Source organism: Desulforhopalus glucosivorans (assembly GCF_054397165.1).
The window spans coordinates 629,864-650,485 of record NZ_AP044854.1 but is presented as its reverse complement, the minus strand read 5'-3'; the positions used below and the strand labels follow the sequence as shown (position 1 = coordinate 650,485).

Here is a 20,622-nt window from a genome sequence, read left to right as displayed (position 1 = left end):
GGAGGTCTTATCTACAGACAAACGAACAGCCTGAGATGTAACGTTTCCAGGACGCTTGTTTAGTTTCATGAGCGGTAGAGAACTCAAACAACTCCGCTACACCTGTGGTGCGACATCCACAGTAACAGAAAGATTATGCGCCCCACCTCCCATCACCACACCTTTTACCGGCGAAACATCGCCGTAATCGCGCCCCCAAGCAACTGTAATATATGTTTCATTAGCAAGCTGGTTATTGGTGGGATCTAAATCCACCCAGCCAAAATAGGGAATAAAGATTGAAATCCAGGCATGGGATGCATCAGAGCCTATCAGTTTTTCCTTACCCGGTGGAGGTATTGTCTCAAGGTATCCACTCACATACCTGGCCGCCAATCCCAGGGTTCGCAGACAACTTATTGCCACAAGGGCAAAGTCCTGACACACACCCTTTTTATTGGCAAGGGCTTGATCAACTGGGGTTTCAACATTACTTGCCAATTTATCATAGGTAAATTCTGTAAAAATCCTTCTCGTCAGATCAATTGCTCCTGCAAGTACAGGTGTACCAGGCAGAAACGATTGTTGGGCATAACTCAAACTTTCAGGCAAAAGAGGCACAAGGGGGCTTGCAAAGGTAAACTGCTGTGCATCAAGTTCCACAGCATCCTTATGTTCAGCTAATCTTTTAACAACGGCCTCCCATGGCATGGTAAGTTCTGAGGCCGGGGTATCAGGCTTTGTGGTCTTCACAAGATTAATTGCAGTAATCGCAAGTTCATTATGGGGATGCTGCACCATAAACACATGGGCACTGTTACCAAAATAATCTGTCCGCTGGTGAAGATATTGTGGTTTAGGTTTAATCTTAAGTTGACTTTCCAGGACCTCCTGGGACGGAGTATTCCGGGGTGCCAGAAACAACTCATTTTGAGATAAAGATGCCGGTGCTGAATATTTATAACCGGTATTATGGGTAACACGATATATCATAGGGACTGGCCACCATTGAAAACTGCGTAATGAGGTGTGGACGGCACCCGGGTGAGATAATTAGCACTCACTTCCTGCCCGAAATCTTTGAGCTTCTGCTCTGTCTCATGTAAAAATGCTATTACTTTTTCAGTCTCTGATGACGTATCTGTACAATCTATTCTCGTCAGATCCAGGAGGCGAATTCCGGTCAGCAGGTCAAGGGTTATGCGCTCTTCTTTACTCGAAAATCTCTTCTCATTTTTTCGAGGAAATTGCTCTATATGTTCTGAAATCTGGTTAAATTGAAAAGCCATGGATTTAGGGTTCACCTCATCTGCAAGCAGTAGATCGAGAACCGGCGCTAACTGAAAGGAAGATCTGTATCTCCCCCGATAGGTCATCAAATTATCACAAATTTCGAGTAAGGCCTGCAATGTATTGTGAGCATCAATACAGACCTCGGGGATCGCATGGCGAATCAGTACCGACTGGTTCATCGCCCGCTCTATCCTTCGCCCCATATCCATAAAGCTCCAACCGAGGCCCCGTTGCATACTCTCCATGGCAAGACCACTAAAGGCACAGAGGTTAATTAAGGTCTCATCCAGAATTTCAACGGGGTCACTGTCTGCTGTTGCTCTGAAGTTTTCCATGCGACCAAGGATTCGTGTACAATCAATTGAGAGCCTGTCTCGAACGTTTCTTGCTGTCTGCTGTACACGTCTTAAAATGGCAGCAACACTCTCCGAACTATCCTTTTTATAGAGGGCATTGTTCAGGTGCTGTAACAGGGCCAGTTCATCGCCCTGCAACTCGTCAACAACCCCGGGCAATACATGTTTTGCCTGCAAAATATGGAGTAGGAATTTGAGTTCAGGTACATTTTCCGGCTTTTCTTCGCCAGATAACCTTCTAAAGACCGAACGTAGAATCCGAACCAATCCTTCGGCCCGCTCAAGATAACGTCCTAACCAGAGAAGATTATCCGCAACCCTGTTGGGAAGATCGCTGCTCCTCTTAAATTCCGGGATACTGCTAAACCCGGACATTAGAGTGATGAGTTCCACCGGCTCATCTGAAATAATCCAGATATCCTTACTTTTCTGGATCTCAGGGTTACGGGTACACAGCGTTTCAACGTTATCACCTGTAATTGCAAGCCCCCCAGGCATCACAGAGTATCCGCTCTCGGTTGCACATGCAAAGACCCGAATCATAGTATAACAACTCGCAACGCCCTGGTCGTTCCATGCAGGGGCAGTGGATGGTGCAATGACAGAAGAACCAATATAACTGGCAGGTGCTTTCTGTATATCCGCAAGCAGGTCGTCGGATGCTTGCAAATCAGCTGACCGCTCCATTGCCCGACTGACGTCAAGATGAGCGAGGTTGTTCACCATGTGGGTAAGAGAATCACTGTGACCACCCCACCATGTCGGGTGATTTGCAAGCAGCAGCTCTTCGCCAAGGAGATCGCGGCTGAGCTTTGGCAATAAGCTCTGTAGAGCTGGTGTCTCAACAAATCCACTGCCAATTGGATTTGTAATATCAATATTTTGTTCACGACACACTTGAATGAGACCCGAAACCCCCGCACTCGTTTTACGGCGTAGTGCAAATGGATCACTGTTCTGGTCATCAACATGACGAAAGATAGCTTCCACCGGTTCAAGGTCTGCAAGAGTCTTTAAAAACAGTTCTCCGTTTCGAACGGTCAGATCCTGTCCCTCAACAAGTGGATAACCCAAATATCTTGAAAGCAGGGCATGTTCAAAATAAATATTACTATCAGGCCCTGGAGATAAAAGAACAATACCCGGATCATTTTTACGAAGGGATGAGCGTTCAATAAAAGCCCTATGAAATTTCTGAAAAAATGGCGCGAGCCTGCGAATTTGAGTTTTATGATACAGGCGCGAAAATACCCGTGACATAACAAGCCGATTTTCAAGGGTATACCCAAGTCCTGCCGGATTTACACTGTAATCCCGAAACACCTTAAACTGGCCATCGGGAGCTCTGTAAATATCGGCTGCGTAAAATGTGAGATGCCGGTTCCCTGAGGGTTCGATTCCATGGCAGGCGTGGAGAAAATTAGGATTTGCAAAAATCAGCTCAGTATCAATACTGCCAGTTTTCAATAGATTTTGCGGACCATAGGTATCCCGCAGAACCTTTTCCAAAAGCCCCATTCTCTGCTTAATCCCTGCCTCAATCTGCGCCCATTCCTGTGAGGCAAGAGGCAGAGGCACCATATCAAGAGCCCAGGAACTGGTCTGCTCTGTCAGATCATCATAGGGATTTATGGTGGCACCATCTTCATGACGCCTGCGTTTTGCTCGCTCGTGGTCCTGGGTAAGTGCGTCCTTACCTTTTGATGCTAGTGCTTCAAGCAGTGATTTCCAGTGGGGTCTCAGCGCACCCTCTGAATCAAGATGCTCACAGTAGGAGTCTTTAGGACATGCAATCGTCTCAAAAATTGATGGAGAAGAGCCTGAAGATGTAGGTGAACTGCCAGGGACTGTGTTGCTCATAAATTTGCGTTTAATATTCCAGGTGCAGTGAAATCTTTATTGATTCCACTGCCCGTTATTTACTCTTTTCAGGTACGCAAATCAAGAGTGTATGGGAAATAACGATTAACCTCGTCAGCAGGAGCGTTCACATGTGCCCCCGGAGAATGCCCTCCGGGAATAAACCTTGAATTACGTCTTCCTTCCGCTTCGTATGAATTTACAGGGAAAATATCATAACTGCGTCCACCTGGGTGCCCCACGTAATAGGTACAGCCACCAACAGCTCTCCCTGTCCAGGTATCAAAAAGATCGATCACAAGAGGTGCATGAACACCAATTGTCGGATGAAGGCACGATGGCGGCTGCCAGGCACGATACCGAACTCCAGCCACAAAAACACCCGCTTCAAGGGTCGGCTGTAGAGGGACCTTTCTACCATTACATGTCACTACATACCGTTCCTGGGTCATCCCGGACACTTTCACCTGCAGTCGTTCAACCGACGAATCAACATAGCGGGCAGTGCCACCGCCACCCGCCTCCTCGCCAAGAACATGCCACGGTTCAAGGGCCTGACGCAGCTCGAGTTGCATTCCCTGATAGTCTACTCTACCATAAATAGGAAAACGAAATTCAAAATGTGGATGAAAAAAATCCACGGAAAATTCATACCCTACCTCATTCAGAATGGACAAGACATCAGTAAAGTCGTCGCGCACAAACTGCGGGAGCATAAATTTATCATGGAGCCGTGTCCCCCAGTGTACTAAGTCCTGCCTATAGGGATGCACCCAAAACCAGCTGACAAAGGTTCGTAAAAGAAGCTGTTGTGCAAGGCTCATTCTGGCATGGGGCGGCATTTCAAAAGCCCTGAACTCAAGCAGGCCAAGACGCCCCGTTGAACTATCCGGAGAATAGAGCTTATCAATACAGAATTCAGCCCGGTGGGTGTTACCGGAGACATCAACCAGAAGATTACGATATAACCTGTCCACAAGCCATGGTGGGCAGGGTTGATCCCCCATGGTTTGTTTGTCCTGCTCGGCAAAGGCAATTTCCAGTTCGTACAAACTATCGTGCCGTGCCTCATCAATACGGGGTTGTTGACTTGTCGGCCCCATAAACAGCCCAGAAAAAAGAAAGGACAAGGATGGGTGGTTATTCCAGAAACTTACAAAGCTACGTAGTAGATCTGGACGGCGTAAAAAAGGACTGTCGGCAGGAGTGGCTCCACCGATGACGATGTGATTACCACCTCCGGTTCCTGTGTGACGGCCATCAACCATAAACTTCTCAGTTCCAAGACGTGTTTCCCGGGCAAGATTATAGAGTGTGGTTGTGCAATCCACCATTTCTTTCCAGCTGTGCATTGGCTGGATGTTGACTTCAATAACACCTGGATCTGGAGTCACCTTCAGACATTCCAATCGATAATCCGATGGTGGGCCATAGCCTTCTATCACCACAGGAAGCCCGGTCTTTTCTGCTGTTTTCTCAATACAATGAACCAGTTCCAGATAACCATCAAGGGAGGTAATCGGCGGCATAAAGACATAGAGGCGCCCTTCCCTCGGTTGCACGCAAAGAGCAGTGCGCACAAGCCATGCCGCGGATTTCCCTTCTACGGGTTGCGGATCTTCTATGGGGTCAGGTTGCGGCTGAACAGTATCCCGGGCAATTGTAGAACTCACTGAGGCTTCGCTATCACCCGCTTTAATTCGGTCATTAAGATCAGGCAGTGGGTCCCTTGAAACCATTGGATCAAGGGGTTCATCAAGAGGTAAGTCCTCAGGTGCAATCCATGGCAATGAATCAAGAGGGAGGCGAAGTCCAGCGGGCGAGTCGCCGGGCAACAGATACATGTGCTCTCCCCTAAATGTCCAGGGACCACTCTTCCAGGAGCCATATTGTAATGGCAGGACATAACCAACAACAGAGCCTAAACCACGCCGAAAGGCTCGGATCATTCGCTTTCTTTCTTCGGGGTCGTCAAGTTTTGAGTCGGTTGGACTAACGTTGACTGGCAGTTCCTGTTCTTTTAAAAGGTTATGGAGGATGTCCTCATAACTTTCACGAACATACTCTTTGTTGACTTCAAGAACATCAGCCAGAGTATTAATAAATGTTTCAGCCTCACCAACATCAAAGCCGTAATCTTTTGAGACATCGGCAAGCCACTGCTCGTCTTGCCAGATCGCTACACCATCTTTTCGCCAATAGCAGCCAAGGGCCCACCTGGGCAGGGATTCTCCAGGGTACCATTTGCCCTGGCCGTAGTGAAGAAATCCACCGGGCGCCCACTCTTTCCATAATTTTTTAATGAGCGTTTCTGAAAGGACAAGCTTTTCTTCCCCCAGAGCTTCTGTATTCCACTGCGCTCCCTCCATATCATCAATGGAGACAAAGGTGGGCTCTCCTCCCATGCTCAATCGAACATCACGAGCATTCAACTCTTCATCGACCTTATCACCCAGTTTTAAAATGTCAGACCATACATTTTCAGGATAAGGCCTTGTGGAACGAGGATCTTCAAGGATGCGGGCAATAGACATTTCGTGGCTAAACTCTACCTCACAGGCGTCAAGAGCACCAGTAATAGGAGCAGCACTCTGAGGCTCAGGAGAACAGGCAAGCGGAATGTGCCCTTCTCCTGCAAAAAGCCCGGAAGTAGGATCCATACCAACCCAGCCAGCCCCCGGCAGATAAACTTCCGTCCAGGCATGGAGGTCTGTAAAATCTACGTCTGTACCCGATGGCCCATCAAGGGACTTCACATCCTGCTTTAACTGCACCAGGTATCCGGAGACAAAACGTGCAGCAAGCCCAAACGAACGGAGAATGTTAACCAAAAGCCAGGCCGAATCCCTGCAAGACCCACTTCTATTGGTCAAGGTTTCTGCACAGGTTTGAACGTTGGGCTCCATACGAATAAGATAGCTGATATCATTACTCAGCTTCATATTCAGATCCACAAGAAAATCGATGGTCCGCCTTGGGCTGACATCCACTTCGGCAACATAGTCCTTAAACATTTTGCCCAGCCGTTTTTTAATCAGATAAGGACGTAGTTCTTTACGTAATGTCTTTTCATAGCCAAAGGGGAATTCTTCGGCATCAGGCTCTAGAAAGTAGTCAAAGGGATTGATAATGATCATGTCCGCCACAAGATCAATCTGAACCTCAAATTCCGTTGTTTTCTCTGGGAAAACGAGCCTGCCAAGATAGTTACTAAAGGGGTCCTGCTGCCAATTAATATAGTGGTCGGCTGGAGTCACCTGCATTGAGTAACTCAAAATTGGTGTCCTGCAATGGGGCGCGGGACGCAACCTGACAATGTGTGGAGCAAGATTTATCAGGCGATCGTATTTATAGGTCGTTTTATGATGTAGAGCTATATGGATTCCCACTACTGTTCCTCAATAAAGTGATTTTTTGTTTTTACCACTGTCCACCCCATATTTATAACCCATGGGTGAGAAATATTAACTGCCGGTTACTGTTCGCTGATACCTGTCTGAACCTTTGGCTCTATGTTGAAGAAAGTTTCACCTATGGTACCACCGATTTGATTAAACTGCGTCTGCAGCTCATCTAAAAACTCATGTAAACCGGATTCGATAACTTCTTCAATATCTGTGTATTCAAGATCAGCTTTAAGGCGACCCAGCTTTTTTTCCACTGGATTTGAAGCAGCACCAAGTGGAGAGCCGGAAATACGATGCAAGCATATTTGAGCTTTTTCAACACAATGATAAATAGAACGTGGGAAGAACCTGTTAAAGATGAGAAAATCGGCAACACTAGCCGGCTTTACCCTATGATATTCTTTCCTGAACATTTCAAATGCACTGGCGGATCGCAGTACAGAAATCCACTGAAGATTATCAATAGGCGTATTAACAAGGCCTACCTGGGGAAGCAGCATAAAATACTTAACATCAAGTATCCTCGAAGTCTTATCCGCCCGTTCAATCATCATACCGAACCTGGCAAAATTCCACGCCTCACCGTGGCTCATGGTCGAATCCAATAAACCGGTGAATAGATGGCTTCGCATCTTTATTATTTTAAAGAAACGAGCAGGATCCTCAATGGCCATTTTTATTGACTCTTCACTTACTAATTCCAGGTAAAAATTATTAAGGTGTTCCCACATTTCCGAAGAAATAATCTCTCGAATGGATTTGGCATTTTCCCTGGCTGCAGAAACACAACTGAGAATTGAATTATGATAACTTCGATCAAAGGTCATAAACCAGATAACATCTTCCTGACTGTACGCTTGTTCCTTTTTTTCATACAGTGCCTGATCCCCTGTGGTTTTGATAAGCGGAGACCATTGCTCCCTGTCATCAGTTGGAAGATCAAGTAGGAGATTGAGGTTAACATCTATAAAACGAGCAACATTTTCAGCCCGTTCAATATATCGACACATCCAGTAAATTGAATTGGCAACGCGACTAAGCATTCTGGTTCTCCTTATCTTTACTTGGCAACAGGACCCAGGTATCTTTACTTCCACCGCCCTGGGATGAATTGACAACAAGAGATCCTTTTTTAAGCGCCACCCTGGTCAGCCCTCCCGGCTGCACATAAATATCCTCCCCAAACACTATATATGGTCTCAGATCCACATGTCGCCCTTCCAGGCCATCACCCACAAGAGTTGGTACCCGGGAAAGAGAAATTGTAGGCTGAGCGATATAGTTGCGGGGCTCTGCCTCTATCAGTGCTGCAAACTGCTCCCGCTCTTTTACTGTTGAGTGAGGACCGATAAGCATCCCATAGCCCCCGGACTCATTGGCAGCTTTTACAACCAATTCATCAAGATGAGATAATACATAGGATCTGTCCTGTTTCTTTTCACAAATATAGGTTGGGACATTAGGTAAAATGGCATCTTCACCCGTGTAATATTTTATGATTTCAGGAACATACGCGTAAATAACTTTATCGTCAGCAATGCCGGTCCCAGGTGCATTTGCCATGGCAATTCGACCGTTTTTGTACACATCAATCAGCCCCTTAACACCCAAGAGAGAGTCAGGACGAAATACGGTCGGGTCTATAAAATCATCATCAATTCTTCGATAAAGAACATCAATTCGTTTTAAGCCTTTGGTGGTCAGCATATGTACATAACCATCCGAAACAATAAGATCACGGCCTTCGACTAACTCAACACCCATTTGCTGTGATAAGAATGAATGCTCAAAATAGGCACTGTTATATATACCGGGAGTCAACACCCCAATCGTTGGGGAGTCAATACCGTCTGGAGCCAGATATTCAAGCATTTCCATCAACTTGCCAGGGTAATCCTCTACAGGACGCACCCTCGATTGTTCAAAAACATGGGGAAAGGTTCGTTTAAGTACCTGCCTGTTTTCAAGGACGTAGGATACTCCCGAGGGACATCGCAGGTTATCTTCAAGGACATAAAAACAGCCGTCAGCTCCACGAATAAGGTCAGTCCCAGTGACGTGACACCAGATTTTTTTTGGTGGAGTAAATCCCTCAAACTCCTTTCGATACGTCTTGCTGCTCAGGACAAGATCCTTGGGGATGACCTTATCCTTTAGGATCTTTTGATCGTTGTAGATATCTTGTAGAAATTCATTGAGGGCATAGATACGTTGCTTAAGCCCCACCTCAATCTGCTGCCAGTCATTATCTGAAATAATCCGAGGAATAAGGTCGAAGGGGAAAATTTTCTCAGTTCCCTGATCCTCACCATACACATTAAATGTGATGCCCATTTTTAAAAGCAGGGCCTCCGCCTCTTTCTGCCTCAGTTGTAAATCACCCTTTGGCAATGACTCAATTTTATCCACGAGCAGTTGAATACCAGGGCGCGGCTTACCCTTTTCATCAATTAACTCGTCATAAAATCCTTCAGGATCGTATGTTGAAAATGTTTCCATGAAAACTCACCTTAAAATTATTAGTGATTTTTGTAATATAAAACTGAGAAAATACTACAAAATTGTAATATAAATGCCGTATCAAATAACAAGATATTCCCCGCCCTGCTGAAATATCCTTAATCTATACGTTCAACGCTAATCGTCTTAATTGTCGGAAAAACTGGTGGACCAAACTGGTTATACACGGCGACATCCGCTGCATCACGACCATAACCAAGAACCACATATCCTCCTATGGAATTTCTTTGTGTAGGATCGAAGGTGTACCAACGATCTGCTATATATGCTTCAAACCAGGCATGCATATCCATCGGTTCTAAGCCATGGAGATAACCAACAACCATGCGAGCCGGAATACTGAGAGCCCGGCAAAGCGCAATCCCTAAGTGGGCAAAATCACGACAGACGCCCCACTCTCGCATATTTACCTCGCTGGCGGATACAGTCTCATCACTACCACTTAATTCATAACGGACATTTGTGCGGATCCAGGTTTCAATTGCAGAAACCTGATCATACCCCCAGTTGCTCCCTGCAGTAATTTCTGTAGCCATTTCACTGAATAGTTCCGATTCACAGTAACGGCTTGGTAATAAATACCCCAGAACATAGTCGGGTAAATTTTGAATCTCAACAAACAGGCCGCCCGGAGCCGTATCAACGCCATCTGACACGACCAGCTCGGCTCTAGTGGAAACAGAAAAATCTCCGATCGGTGCTACTAACCTCTGGCAGAGATTGCCATAGTAATCTGTAAACTCAGATACTGCAGTTAAGGGTGTGAGACTATACTTTTCAAAACAGACCCATTGATGGGCACCACTGCGGGGCCTTAACATAAAAACAAACGGAGTCGGAACGATAATACTAAAGGATAAATCACAACTGATTTGTAATTGCATAAAGATTCGCCTTATAAAAACAGTACCGCACAACCACCCCATTTATTCGGAGGTGAAAGTATCACAACAGAGACACAGCCTAAAGCAACAATAGCAATAACAGTGCCAGACTCACCTATTACCCATAACGAATGACCACAAACCAATTTTCCGTATGGTCTAATTAACAAACAATATACTTAATAGATAAAATCACAAGCGTTTTTAGACTCTTGTCGTAAATGATACTTTGAGTAAACAACAATGAGGATCTACAGACTCTTCTGCACTGGAAGTCACCTGACAACAGGTAAAAAACAACGAGTTACAACTGGTATTTTTCACAAAAGAGCTTCAATAGAAGAAGGTGTAGAGCTTACAAAAGATGGGAATATCGGCTGGTAATTTTACAGTAACCTCTCATCCAGTTAAAACGGACTTTTCCATAGACTACTTTTACAACGGACGTATAGAAAATGTGCCTGGAATGTGCCTATTACCCATTGGATAATGAATGAATATACGGGGAAATACAATGAAAAATGGGGAAACAAAAGAGACACTGCAACAAACTGTCAACTCCGCTGTGGATTTGGTAAAAAAAACCTTACAAACCTACAGAAAATAAAAGCCAAGGGTTGTATCGTTCTCATCAGCATCCTGGAACTGACAACTCACACTGTTTTTTCTAATAGATTTTATGATTGCCGATTTTTTCATCAGTGAATTACTCGAATTATCAAGGTTAAATCTGAGCTGTATATCGTCATCAATCTCTAATGATTGTGTCATGGGTGCCTTAAAACACAAGCCGTTTTTAGAGATATTTGTAACCTCCATGGAAATCCATTTCATAGGAACAGTAAGATAAGTACGATCATTTGGCACATGGGTGTAGGATCCTGATAGCTGAACTTTCTTTCTGTACGCTTTTCGCATTTCACGAATTATTCGAAAAGAACAACGACAGGGACAGGTTACGTTTAGAATCCAACCACTTGTTTTGAAATACTCTGGTGCGACCAGTTCACTGCGTTCACACTTGGGGCATTGAAGAGCATAGGCACCATCATCTGAGGCAAAAACCGGGTGAGCACTATCTGGATTACCTTCTTCGACAGGCTCAATCAGCATTCTTTGATCAAGGTTTTCAGCTCTTTCAACAACCTCATGTTCATCTATTATTATCTCTATGTCGCCAAAATCATCACTCTCCCCTGAGTACAACGAAATGTCTTCAAAACGACTTTGGCCCACTGAGACATCTGCTGGTTGAAGCAGTGAGTTACCTGACAGACTTTTGGGCAATGTTTCAGAAATTAATTGAGCTGCAAGTTTCAAAAGCACTATAATGTTTCGTGGCCACGTCCCCTTCTCAGTTCGTACTATACCGATAATACCAACTGGTTTATAGTCACGACATATCAGCTCGCAGGCTATGGAACCAGGAGACGAAAAACCCGGGTGCCACCTCTGCCAGAGATTACATTCTGAAGGAATCAACAAGCTGAAATCTTCAGCGATGTATGTCATACCCTTCTGCAGTTTATCAAGGACAGGATGAATGGTATCAAGAGGTAGAGTTATAACAGATTTTGATGTTTGGGGAGTATCTGTTTGTTGCCACTTAAACTCTGTAAATAGTAACATACTCACCGGATCGATTCTTGAAACAAATGTGTATTGTGCAAGTGATACCATACCAATTTTTTCGAGGACACCGTTGATAGTCTTTTGCCGGGTTTTCCTTTTAGCGGGATGGAATATTTCTGTTATTGAACCTATAATTTCAAATATTTTTTCCTGTTCCTCCAACTTTTGCTGGGTTCTGCCACGATCAGTTATGTCTTCTATTTCCATTTGAAGGCTATTAACTGTTCTACCGGATGTAGCCAGAGGTTTGAGGATGAGACGAGTACTAATTGTACTATCTTGCTCCGTCTTGAGTTCCACCTCCAGATCTTGTTCTTTGGAGGAATTTAATGCCACATTCCAACAAGAGAAGAAGAAAGCACGGTCCGTTATATTAACAAAAATTGAAAAAGGTTTACCTGAGAGACTGTCACCTGGAGTGCGTAAAATCGAAGTGGCAGTGTTATCCACTTCTACGATCATACCGGCTCGATCAAGCACCAAAGTACCCAGGATTCTGAGGTCTTTACCGCATTGCCCACAAAATTTATATCCGGGTGGATTAGCTGAGTCGCAGCATGTACACACAGTCCTCAACTTTTGACCGCAATCCCCGCAGAAGTATTGTCCTTCTTGTGCAACAATTCCGCACTGAGAGCATTTCAATTTTTCATCATTCATAATTCTTTTCAAAAAAGAGAAGATTATTATGTAGCGATATAGGAATCAGTCAAGACACCTTCTCCACGAGCTTTTAAACAAACAATACACCATATAGCGCTCATGGAGTAACCCGACAACCATACTCACTACAACCACCGATATGCAAGAAATAAGGGGAGAAATTCAATATAACACTACCCACGCAGACACAAGTCTATAGGGAGAGACTGAAAATAGATACATACTTTTTGAATGGAGATAGAGAACTGTAACCGTGAAATAGTTACAGATAATTCACGAGTGACACAGCGCTGAAACGACCTGGTTTTTACCCTTATTTTTAGCAACATACATAAACCGATCAGCCTCTTTCACCAACTCGTTTACACTGTTGACCTTATCGTACTCAGCAACCCCTATACTAAGGGTAACCTTTTCTACAATATCATCTGTAACACATTCCAATCCAGCAATGTTTTTACGTAACCTCTCAGCAATACGAGTGGCGTCCTTTAGAGACGTATCCGTCAGAAGGATCAAAAACTCCTCTCCGCCCCAACGTGCAACGCAGTCTCTTTTCTGGGTCGAATGAGATAAAGCAGCACCAACCTTCTGTAAAACAAGGTCACCAAAGGCGTGGTCCTGATTATCATTTATCTGTTTAAAATTATCGATATCTGCCATCAGAACACAGAATGTGTCCTTACTCCTCTCATACCGCCTCACTTCCTGCTCCATCCTCTCGACTATATCCCTTCGATTTGCAAGGCCGGTCAGACTGTCTATTCTTGAGAGAGCGTCGAGTTTTTCATTCAAGTTCAACAACTCGTTACGGCCGTCTTCGAGGGTGTACTCATAGGCATATGCGATAATACTGACCGACAGAAAAGCACCAATAAACCGAAAGAAAAATGAGGGTGGATAATTATTTATTGAAACTAGATTATCAGGTAAGGCCACAATAGCCAGTATTGTCAAAAAGAATAATGTTAAAACAATCCTGCCCACACGCAGACCTAAAATATAAAAGATCAGACTGGGCATCATAAGTGACCACAATGGTCCCGTCTGATAACTCCCCCCCGAACAAAAAAGATAGAGGCAGAGAGTCCCCATCATGTAAACAACTATCTGGGACGAAATTTTATAGTTTCCGGTTTTTCGAAGATAAATATAGTTGAGTGCATTGATGACACAAACGCTAAAATCTACAACTGCGATAGGATAGTTCTGCTGCAACGCCGCGTGGGTTCCATAAAGAATGAGTAGAATAAATGCAGTCAGGTTAAAAATTGAACAAATGAGAATCTGTTTACGAACACTGGCACTATCAATCTCCAGCTGTCCTGCATAGAAAAGATTTATGAATATTTTTTTTACCATTGAAATCTATCTTTGAATTAACAAACAGCGCGAACTGGTGGCCTCATAGTATAAGTGGGCCGCCAGAATTATGTTTATACAAATAAATATTCATAAAAACATCGGCACATATACCTATTCTCAGCTATTTAATACCATTTTTTCAGAATAACTGTACCTTCAGCCACCAATAATTTGCTATAATTTTACAATTGACATACTGATGTTATCAGCTCTACACAACATCAAGAACTCTTTTCACACTATTTTACTCAATGTTTTCTAAAACTTACCCTATATATAATTTATATATGCTTGATTCTTACTGGAGTAGTACACACTCATCTCCAATAGATGCGTAGAGAATCAATCTCACCCACGCTATACTGGTACAGACCAACAAATGGAATTATGACAGGTTAGGAGGTGAACCTGATAGTGTTGAGTTACATACTTGAACTTTGAATGACGTCATTGGGAACTGATCTATTTCTTGATGATTATATATTTAACAGACTATACAGAATCTCACTGTATTACTAGACACTTACCTTCAAAACCTGAGAAAGCTCTAACTGGTACGCTTTGTGCTTCTTTTTTGTATTCCAATGACCACAGGATTAGTTTAGCATAGAGGAGGAAGGATAGAATATCCTTATTATTACCTTGTTAACCTCACAATATTTTCAATACATATGGACCAGAATCTCATTCTCACACAGCTCCAGACATTTTTCCCTCTGATTAAATATACATCTGAAAATATTCATCAATACGTCGAGAGTGATGAACTTGATATTTCCGAAAAATCTTTAGCTAATACGCTAAAAGGTGCTTTGTTGAATGAGTCTATTGTCGAAGTGAAATTGCCTGACTTTGAACAGGTGTTTTTTTGTCGGATTTTAGATAACCCTTTTCCAGATGCAGGACCTGAGAGCATGGGCGATCAGGATTTAAACGAAACAAATCATGAAACAGGTTCGTATTTGGATAACCATAATTCTTTGATCATCACTCCCCTTGAACCCAGTATGGGCAATTTCCTCATCTCTGCCCATCCAAACCGTGAAGTACCAGTATTACTCAGAATTATCTCTTCAGGGGAAGCGGTCGAAATAGGATGTTTTTTTGAACAACGAACATCTCTTGGTGATATGCCAGTCCTTAAACTAAGCTTTCCATTAGTTGCCAGAAAAACATCAAGTGCCAGAGAGTTTAGAGTAAAAGTACCAAAAGGAATGAATTTTAAAGTCACTGTAGAAAGACCTAAAAAAAAGACAATAACGACAACACCATTAAATATCAGTATCAATGGTATGTCTCTCATTGACCCTATGGGTAGACAGACAGACTTTCAAACAGGCCAAAAGATACTATGCGATCTGCAAATACCCAGTGAAGAGCCAGTCTTGGTTGAAGCGTCAATAATTCATGTAACAAACCTGCGTAATTCAACTGGAATTCAGCATTGTTTTGGTTTGAAATTTAACTTCCGCGTACCGGCAGTAAAATCTTCCATTGAAAAAATTGTCGCTCTTGTGCAAAGAAAACATTTAAGAGAATTATCAGATATCGAGGAACAATTTGGTGTCTATTATGACAAATAATAGAGCTAAATGAAGATATGTCCTTTATCAATAAGTCGGTACAACATCCTTCTAAGGCAGCTTCATTGTTAAATGAACCATTGGAAGAAAAGGCACTGCTCCCCGTAAAAGTGCCGTTTTGTTCTTGCGGGTACAGTTCTGTTCACGGCTTTCACTGTAAAAACATATTTTGACGATCTGTAAGTTAATCAACGCCAGGGCTCACCTGTTCTATTGACTAAATAATAGGAAATCACCATTTTTTCCTCTTTCCATATGAGTGTTGTACTCACTTCATGTCCCATCTCAATTCATCACACATAGGGTTCGCTCCGTTTGAGGCAGTCATGATTTTCAGCAAAATGCTTTTGAGAATGGAGAATAGTATGACATAGTGATACTATTTTAGTTGTGAAGTTTGTAACATTAGGGAATAAATGGACCCAAAACCTTGTGATGGATTTGATCTGTAAGTTTTTTCTACTTGGCTTTACGCCTTGATTTACCGGAGTTATTAATGAGAATTACCAAAAAAGTATTTACCGATTTAGGGCTGTTTATGTTGGCCTTTGGTTTTGCAATTGGGACCGTGTTTCCTTTTTTTGTTACCATGCTTGGAGTTCCGAAAGAGTATACCTTAACATATCCTTTTTTTGCTTCCTGTATCTCCGCTGGACTAATTGCTGGAGTGGTAAATTTTGGGTTAGCCAGGAAAATAGTTGGAGATCGCTTGTCAACTCTTAGTCGAGTGGGCCAACAAATGACCAATCTCGCAAGAATTATGCGTGAAAGAACTAAGCAGAATCCAGAAGGATCTGACATCTCAAATGAATTCGCCGAAGATATCTGTGGAGAAACTGACTGTCATATTGTTGTCGATTCTGACGATGTTTTTGGTGAGAGTGCCTATGCCTTCAACCTACTGGCTGAAACTCTTCGGCAGACTATATCCACTGAAAGGGCGGCTCGTTCTTTTACGTACATGTTAACGACGTGTTTAGATCTTGAACCTCTCGCAGAGAAGGCTCTCCAACAAATTTTAATTTATTCTCAATCAGAGGGAGGTTTGTTAGCCGTAGAGCATCAAGGAGCTCTGCAGGTAGTTTCCAGCCATGGTGTAGGAAAACCAGATGAAATAGCTCAAAGTGAATATGTTGATGAAGTTTTTCAACAAGGACAGCCTAAACTAATGACGTTACCTGAAGCTGAAGACGTTGTGATAGACCATATTGTTGGTCATCACCGGGCTAAGCACGTTCTGGTAACCCCTGTTTTATACAAAGGTGTTTCTCTAGGGGTTTTTGTCCTGGCGTCACCACATGAATATAGTGAAGAAATTTTACATAGGCTAGAAATTTTGGGAACTGGCCTGGGATTAGCTTTAAACAACTCCCTGACCCATGGGCGAATGCGGATGCTCGCCATTTTAGACCCCCTGACTGAGATTTACAATCGTGGTTTCGGGGTTAAAAGATTACACGAAGAATATACTCGTTCTGTTCGTGCCGATTCACCGCTTGGGGTTATCATATTTGATATAGATGACTTTAAACTGATCAATGACACCTACGGGCACATGGTAGGTGATAGGGTTTTGATAAATGTTGTTAAAATGTCGAGATCTATGCTGCGTGAGGGAGATATATTGATTCGGTATGGTGGTGAGGAGTTTATGGTCGTTTTACCCGGCGCTTCACTGGAAGATGTGAGACAGGTTGGTGAACGCATTCGGCGTGCAGTTCAAGACATGACAGTTATGGAAGGTGACATATCTATCAAGGTGACAGTTAGTCTTGGTGGTGTATCTCACCCTGAGCTCAATGTCTCTCACCAGGATGTACTGGTTCGCCATGCTGATGCATCACTCTATTACGCAAAGAAATCCGGCAAAAACAAGATAGAACTGGATAGAACCTCTTCTGCCTCCCATGACAAGCCAACCACAGTGGCGGTTCAATAGAAATGTCGATTTACCAATACATCAGACAAGGTATTGGAATTTAAAAATTAATGATCAAAGCAATGGTACCATATCAATCGCATACAAGATAAAGGCCCAACCCTGTTGCCCCAGATTGAACCTTTGATCCTTTACTACTTCAAATTTAGACCATCAACGTATTAGCTTCTGCTGGTGATCTCGATGAGGTGGTAACCAAACTGTGTCTTCACAGGACCAAGTACCTTTCCTATTTCTCCGGAAAAAACAACTTCGTCAAACTCTTTAACCATCTGACCTGGAGAGAATTCTCCTAACGCGCCACCCTGTTTTCCTGATGGACATTTTGAATGCTGGCTGGCGACCGTTGCAAAATCATCGCCTCCTTCAATCATTTTTTTCAGAGCATTGCATTCAGATTCATCAAGTACCAAAATGTGTCGGGCGCTTGCTTTAGCCATGAGATATCTCCTTGTATTGTTTAATTTATAAATTGGTAATTATTTACTGACACTTCGTATTTTAGGGATAGTAGTGTTACTAGCGGTATAAATCCACCCCATTTTTGTTCAAAAGTAAAAATTTGAACTTCAAAATAAGCAAAAAGACACTATCATTAGTGACTCATCTAAGTTCTAACCGGACAAGCGGAAAAATTTTTAGTAATGCTGGATAAGTTCCCCGAAGGTCTCCCTGCGGTCACTATCTGAAAATAGTGCGATATCAGCAAGTTTCCCAACACTCAATTTCTCGGAGTCGACGCTACCTGTTTTTATGACAGCTCTTCCTGTAGGTTTTAAACCTACAGGGCTTAAGGTTTCCCTCCTTCACCCCCTGAAGTTTCCCGCCAGAAAAAGTTCAGTTCCTCACCGATTTACAAGTACAAGTCCATAGAATATCGTCCTTATGTAAATACACTAACAGGTTGTACTACAAATAAGAGGGGTAAATATGGCAAACAACACCGAGATGTACTGGACTGGATTGTCTCCCGATGAAGCGAGAGAAGTGCTTGTAAATAAAGATAAATCCATGAGAGACAAGCGGATGAGTCTGAAAGAGGCAGTGAGTCGCTTTATCAAAGATAACGATAATGTTGCTATTGGTGGCTTTGTCAATATCCGCCAACCTATTGCCATTACCCATGAAATGATTCGTCATGGCTTCAGGGACCTTACCCTTTCCTGGCAGTCTGCCGGCATGGCACCTGACTATCTGGCCGGAGCGATGATGCTCTATGACAAACATTTCTCCATTAAACGTATAGAACTTGCCTATTGGGCCCATGAGGCCTTCGGGCTCTCCCCCTGTTTCAGGTATCTGGCCGAACGAGGGCTGGTTGAGATTGAAGACTGGAGTAACTTCAATATGTCTGCACGGTTCAAGGCCGGAGCCATGGGCCTACCTTTTATTCCCTCCCGCGGACCACTTGGGAGTGATCTGATCAAAACCAACCGCACCAGGGTTATCGACTGTCCTTTCACCAATCGCCCATTGACCTTACTCCCTGCCAGTAATCCGGATGTTGCAATCATACACGTCCAGGCAGCTGACAAGTACGGTAACTGCATAATTCGCGGAACTGATTGTACCTGCGCTGAGATAGCCATGGCCTCAGCCCATACTATAGTTACCTGTGAACAGCTCGTATCCCATGAACTGGTGGCGGGCAAACCCAAAGATGTGGTGATCCCATTTTTAGCGGTTGACGCTATCATTGAAGTCCCCTTTGGTGCCTACCCGGGTGCTTGTCGGCGTCACTACTACTTCGATGGAGAACATATCAAAAACTTCCATGTAGCAGTAGAAGCATTTCGAAAAGACGGCAAGTCCGAACTTTTGGAGAACTATTATGACGAAAACATCCTTGGGGTAAATAACTTCAGCGATTTTATCTCCAAATTTCCCTATAAAAAATTATTAGCAAGCCAGGCAGCCGAAGCTGGCAACTGCGAACGTCTGGCGTAGATCATAATCAACAATACAAACCATATTCCAGCAAGGTGATTGAGATAGAGCAATACCCATAAATCCAAACAATGAGGAGTTACCATGACTGCTTCTACTGATTATACCGCCCAGGAAATTATCGTTGTGGCGGGAGCTAAAATTCTGGAAGATAATAAAGTTGTATTTGTAGGCACAGGCCTGCCAATGGTTGCATCTCTTCTTGCCAAAATGACCCATGCGCCCGGCTTGATCCCAGTATTTGAAGCCGGGGCGGTTGGCCCGCCGCTAGGAGTTGGCCTACCACTTTCGGTTGGTGACTCCAAAACCTTTACCGGGGCTTCGTTCTTAAACGGTTTGAACACAGCTTTTGAAATGACCCAGCGCGGCTATGCTGATATCGGCTTTATCGGAGGGGCTGAGGTGGATATGTACGGAAACCTAAATTCCACCATGATTGGAGATTTCCCTGGCAGTTATCAACAACCTACAGTACGCCTGCCTGGTAGCGGTGGTGCCAGTGATATGGCCGCCTCCTGTGAGCGAACCATCCTTATCGTCCCCCATGATAAACGTAAATTCAGCAGAAAGCTCCAGTATGTAACCAGCCCAGGCTATCTTGATGGTAGCCCCAATGCGCGCTACAATGCGGGTCTTCAGGGAAAAGGACCCTACCGGGTTATCACCACCAAGGCAATCCTCGACTTCGATGAAGAGACACATCGCATGCGTATCCTGCAGACATTCCCCGGAGAGACCATCGAGTCTATCCAGGCGGCCACAGGCTTTGAATTGCTGGTTGCTCCGAACGTCTCTTCTTTTGCCCCCCCAACGGTGGAAGAAATTCAGATGATTCGAGAAAATATTGACCCTACCCAGGCCTTTGTGAAGCGACCTAAGGTAGATGAAAAAAGTAACATTGAAAATAACATCGAGATGCCCCCCATCCTCCACGAACCTGCGCCACTCTCCTCTCACCAGGGTCTATAGCAGTTTATAGATCGGTAGGCGCATAAGGGAGCTAGAGCTGGCTGTAACATAAAAATCTTTACAGCCAGCTCGCCTTTTCTACATTTCCCGTGCTCCCCACACTCCTTGCCTAACTAAATTATTTACCGTATATTGGCTTGTCCATAGGATGCAGTTTACCTAACCCCGACAAACGGGATAAGTACCTTGTAGATTGCTCGGAACAATGAAATTAACCCAACTCAG

The 20,622-nt window shown here is 43.8% G+C and carries 13 protein-coding genes; 4 read left to right on the top strand and 9 right to left on the bottom strand.

The window, feature by feature from the left end; genetic code table 11:
- Positions 1–96 precede the first annotated feature (96 nt).
- From ACX6CI_RS02785 to ACX6CI_RS02750, 8 genes are all read right to left on the bottom strand, one after another.
- Positions 97–972 carry a transglutaminase family protein gene (locus ACX6CI_RS02785; protein WP_458776658.1) on the bottom strand — a complete coding sequence of 292 codons (876 nt, stop codon included), beginning with the start codon at positions 970–972 and terminating at the stop codon, positions 97–99.
- Positions 969–3,488 carry a circularly permuted type 2 ATP-grasp protein gene (locus ACX6CI_RS02780; protein WP_458776657.1) on the bottom strand — a complete coding sequence of 840 codons (2,520 nt, stop codon included), beginning with the start codon at positions 3,486–3,488 and terminating at the stop codon, positions 969–971. The genes ACX6CI_RS02785 and ACX6CI_RS02780 overlap by 4 nt, the downstream gene beginning before the upstream one ends.
- A gap of 68 nt (positions 3,489–3,556) precedes the next feature.
- Positions 3,557–6,877, bottom strand: coding sequence for a transglutaminase family protein (locus tag ACX6CI_RS02775; RefSeq protein ID WP_458776656.1), 3,321 nt, complete (start codon positions 6,875–6,877; stop codon positions 3,557–3,559).
- Between the two features lie 86 nt (positions 6,878–6,963).
- Positions 6,964–7,938, bottom strand: coding sequence for an alpha-E domain-containing protein (locus ACX6CI_RS02770; protein WP_458776655.1), 975 nt, complete (start codon positions 7,936–7,938; stop codon positions 6,964–6,966).
- Positions 7,931–9,394, bottom strand: coding sequence for a circularly permuted type 2 ATP-grasp protein (locus ACX6CI_RS02765; protein ID WP_458776654.1), 1,464 nt, complete (start codon positions 9,392–9,394; stop codon positions 7,931–7,933). The genes ACX6CI_RS02770 and ACX6CI_RS02765 overlap by 8 nt, the downstream gene beginning before the upstream one ends.
- Positions 9,395–9,513: 119 nt before the next feature.
- Positions 9,514–10,299, bottom strand: coding sequence for a transglutaminase domain-containing protein (locus ACX6CI_RS02760; protein WP_458776653.1), 786 nt, complete (start codon positions 10,297–10,299; stop codon positions 9,514–9,516).
- 594 nt (positions 10,300–10,893) lie between these two features.
- Positions 10,894–12,591, bottom strand: coding sequence for a PilZ domain-containing protein (locus ACX6CI_RS02755; protein ID WP_458776652.1), 1,698 nt, complete (start codon positions 12,589–12,591; stop codon positions 10,894–10,896).
- Between the two features lie 276 nt (positions 12,592–12,867).
- Positions 12,868–13,956 (bottom strand): GGDEF domain-containing protein, encoded by a 1,089-nt coding sequence (locus ACX6CI_RS02750; protein WP_458776651.1) that lies wholly within the window; start codon positions 13,954–13,956, stop codon positions 12,868–12,870.
- Between the two features lie 674 nt (positions 13,957–14,630).
- Between ACX6CI_RS02750 and ACX6CI_RS02745 the strand changes: the two genes are divergently transcribed.
- Positions 14,631–15,542 carry a PilZ domain-containing protein gene (locus tag ACX6CI_RS02745; protein WP_458776650.1) on the top strand — a complete coding sequence of 304 codons (912 nt, stop codon included), beginning with the start codon at positions 14,631–14,633 and terminating at the stop codon, positions 15,540–15,542.
- A gap of 496 nt (positions 15,543–16,038) precedes the next feature.
- On the top strand, positions 16,039–17,481 hold the full coding sequence (locus ACX6CI_RS02740; RefSeq protein ID WP_458776649.1) for a GGDEF domain-containing protein: 1,443 nt from the start codon (positions 16,039–16,041) through the stop codon (positions 17,479–17,481).
- Between the two features lie 161 nt (positions 17,482–17,642).
- Here ACX6CI_RS02740 and ACX6CI_RS02735 read toward each other — a convergent pair whose 3' ends face one another.
- Complete coding sequence (locus ACX6CI_RS02735; protein WP_458778423.1) at positions 17,643–17,954, bottom strand: peptidylprolyl isomerase; 312 nt, start codon at positions 17,952–17,954, stop codon at positions 17,643–17,645.
- 457 nt (positions 17,955–18,411) lie between these two features.
- Here ACX6CI_RS02735 and ACX6CI_RS02730 point away from each other — a divergent pair, with 457 nt between their 5' ends.
- Both ACX6CI_RS02730 and ACX6CI_RS02725 read left to right on the top strand, forming a co-directional pair.
- Positions 18,412–19,428 carry a CoA transferase subunit A gene (locus ACX6CI_RS02730; protein WP_458776648.1) on the top strand — a complete coding sequence of 339 codons (1,017 nt, stop codon included), beginning with the start codon at positions 18,412–18,414 and terminating at the stop codon, positions 19,426–19,428.
- Between the two features lie 84 nt (positions 19,429–19,512).
- A complete protein-coding gene (locus ACX6CI_RS02725; protein WP_458776647.1) occupies positions 19,513–20,397 on the top strand; it encodes a CoA-transferase subunit beta in 885 nt (294 codons plus the stop codon).
- Positions 20,398–20,622: the final 225 nt, after the last annotated feature.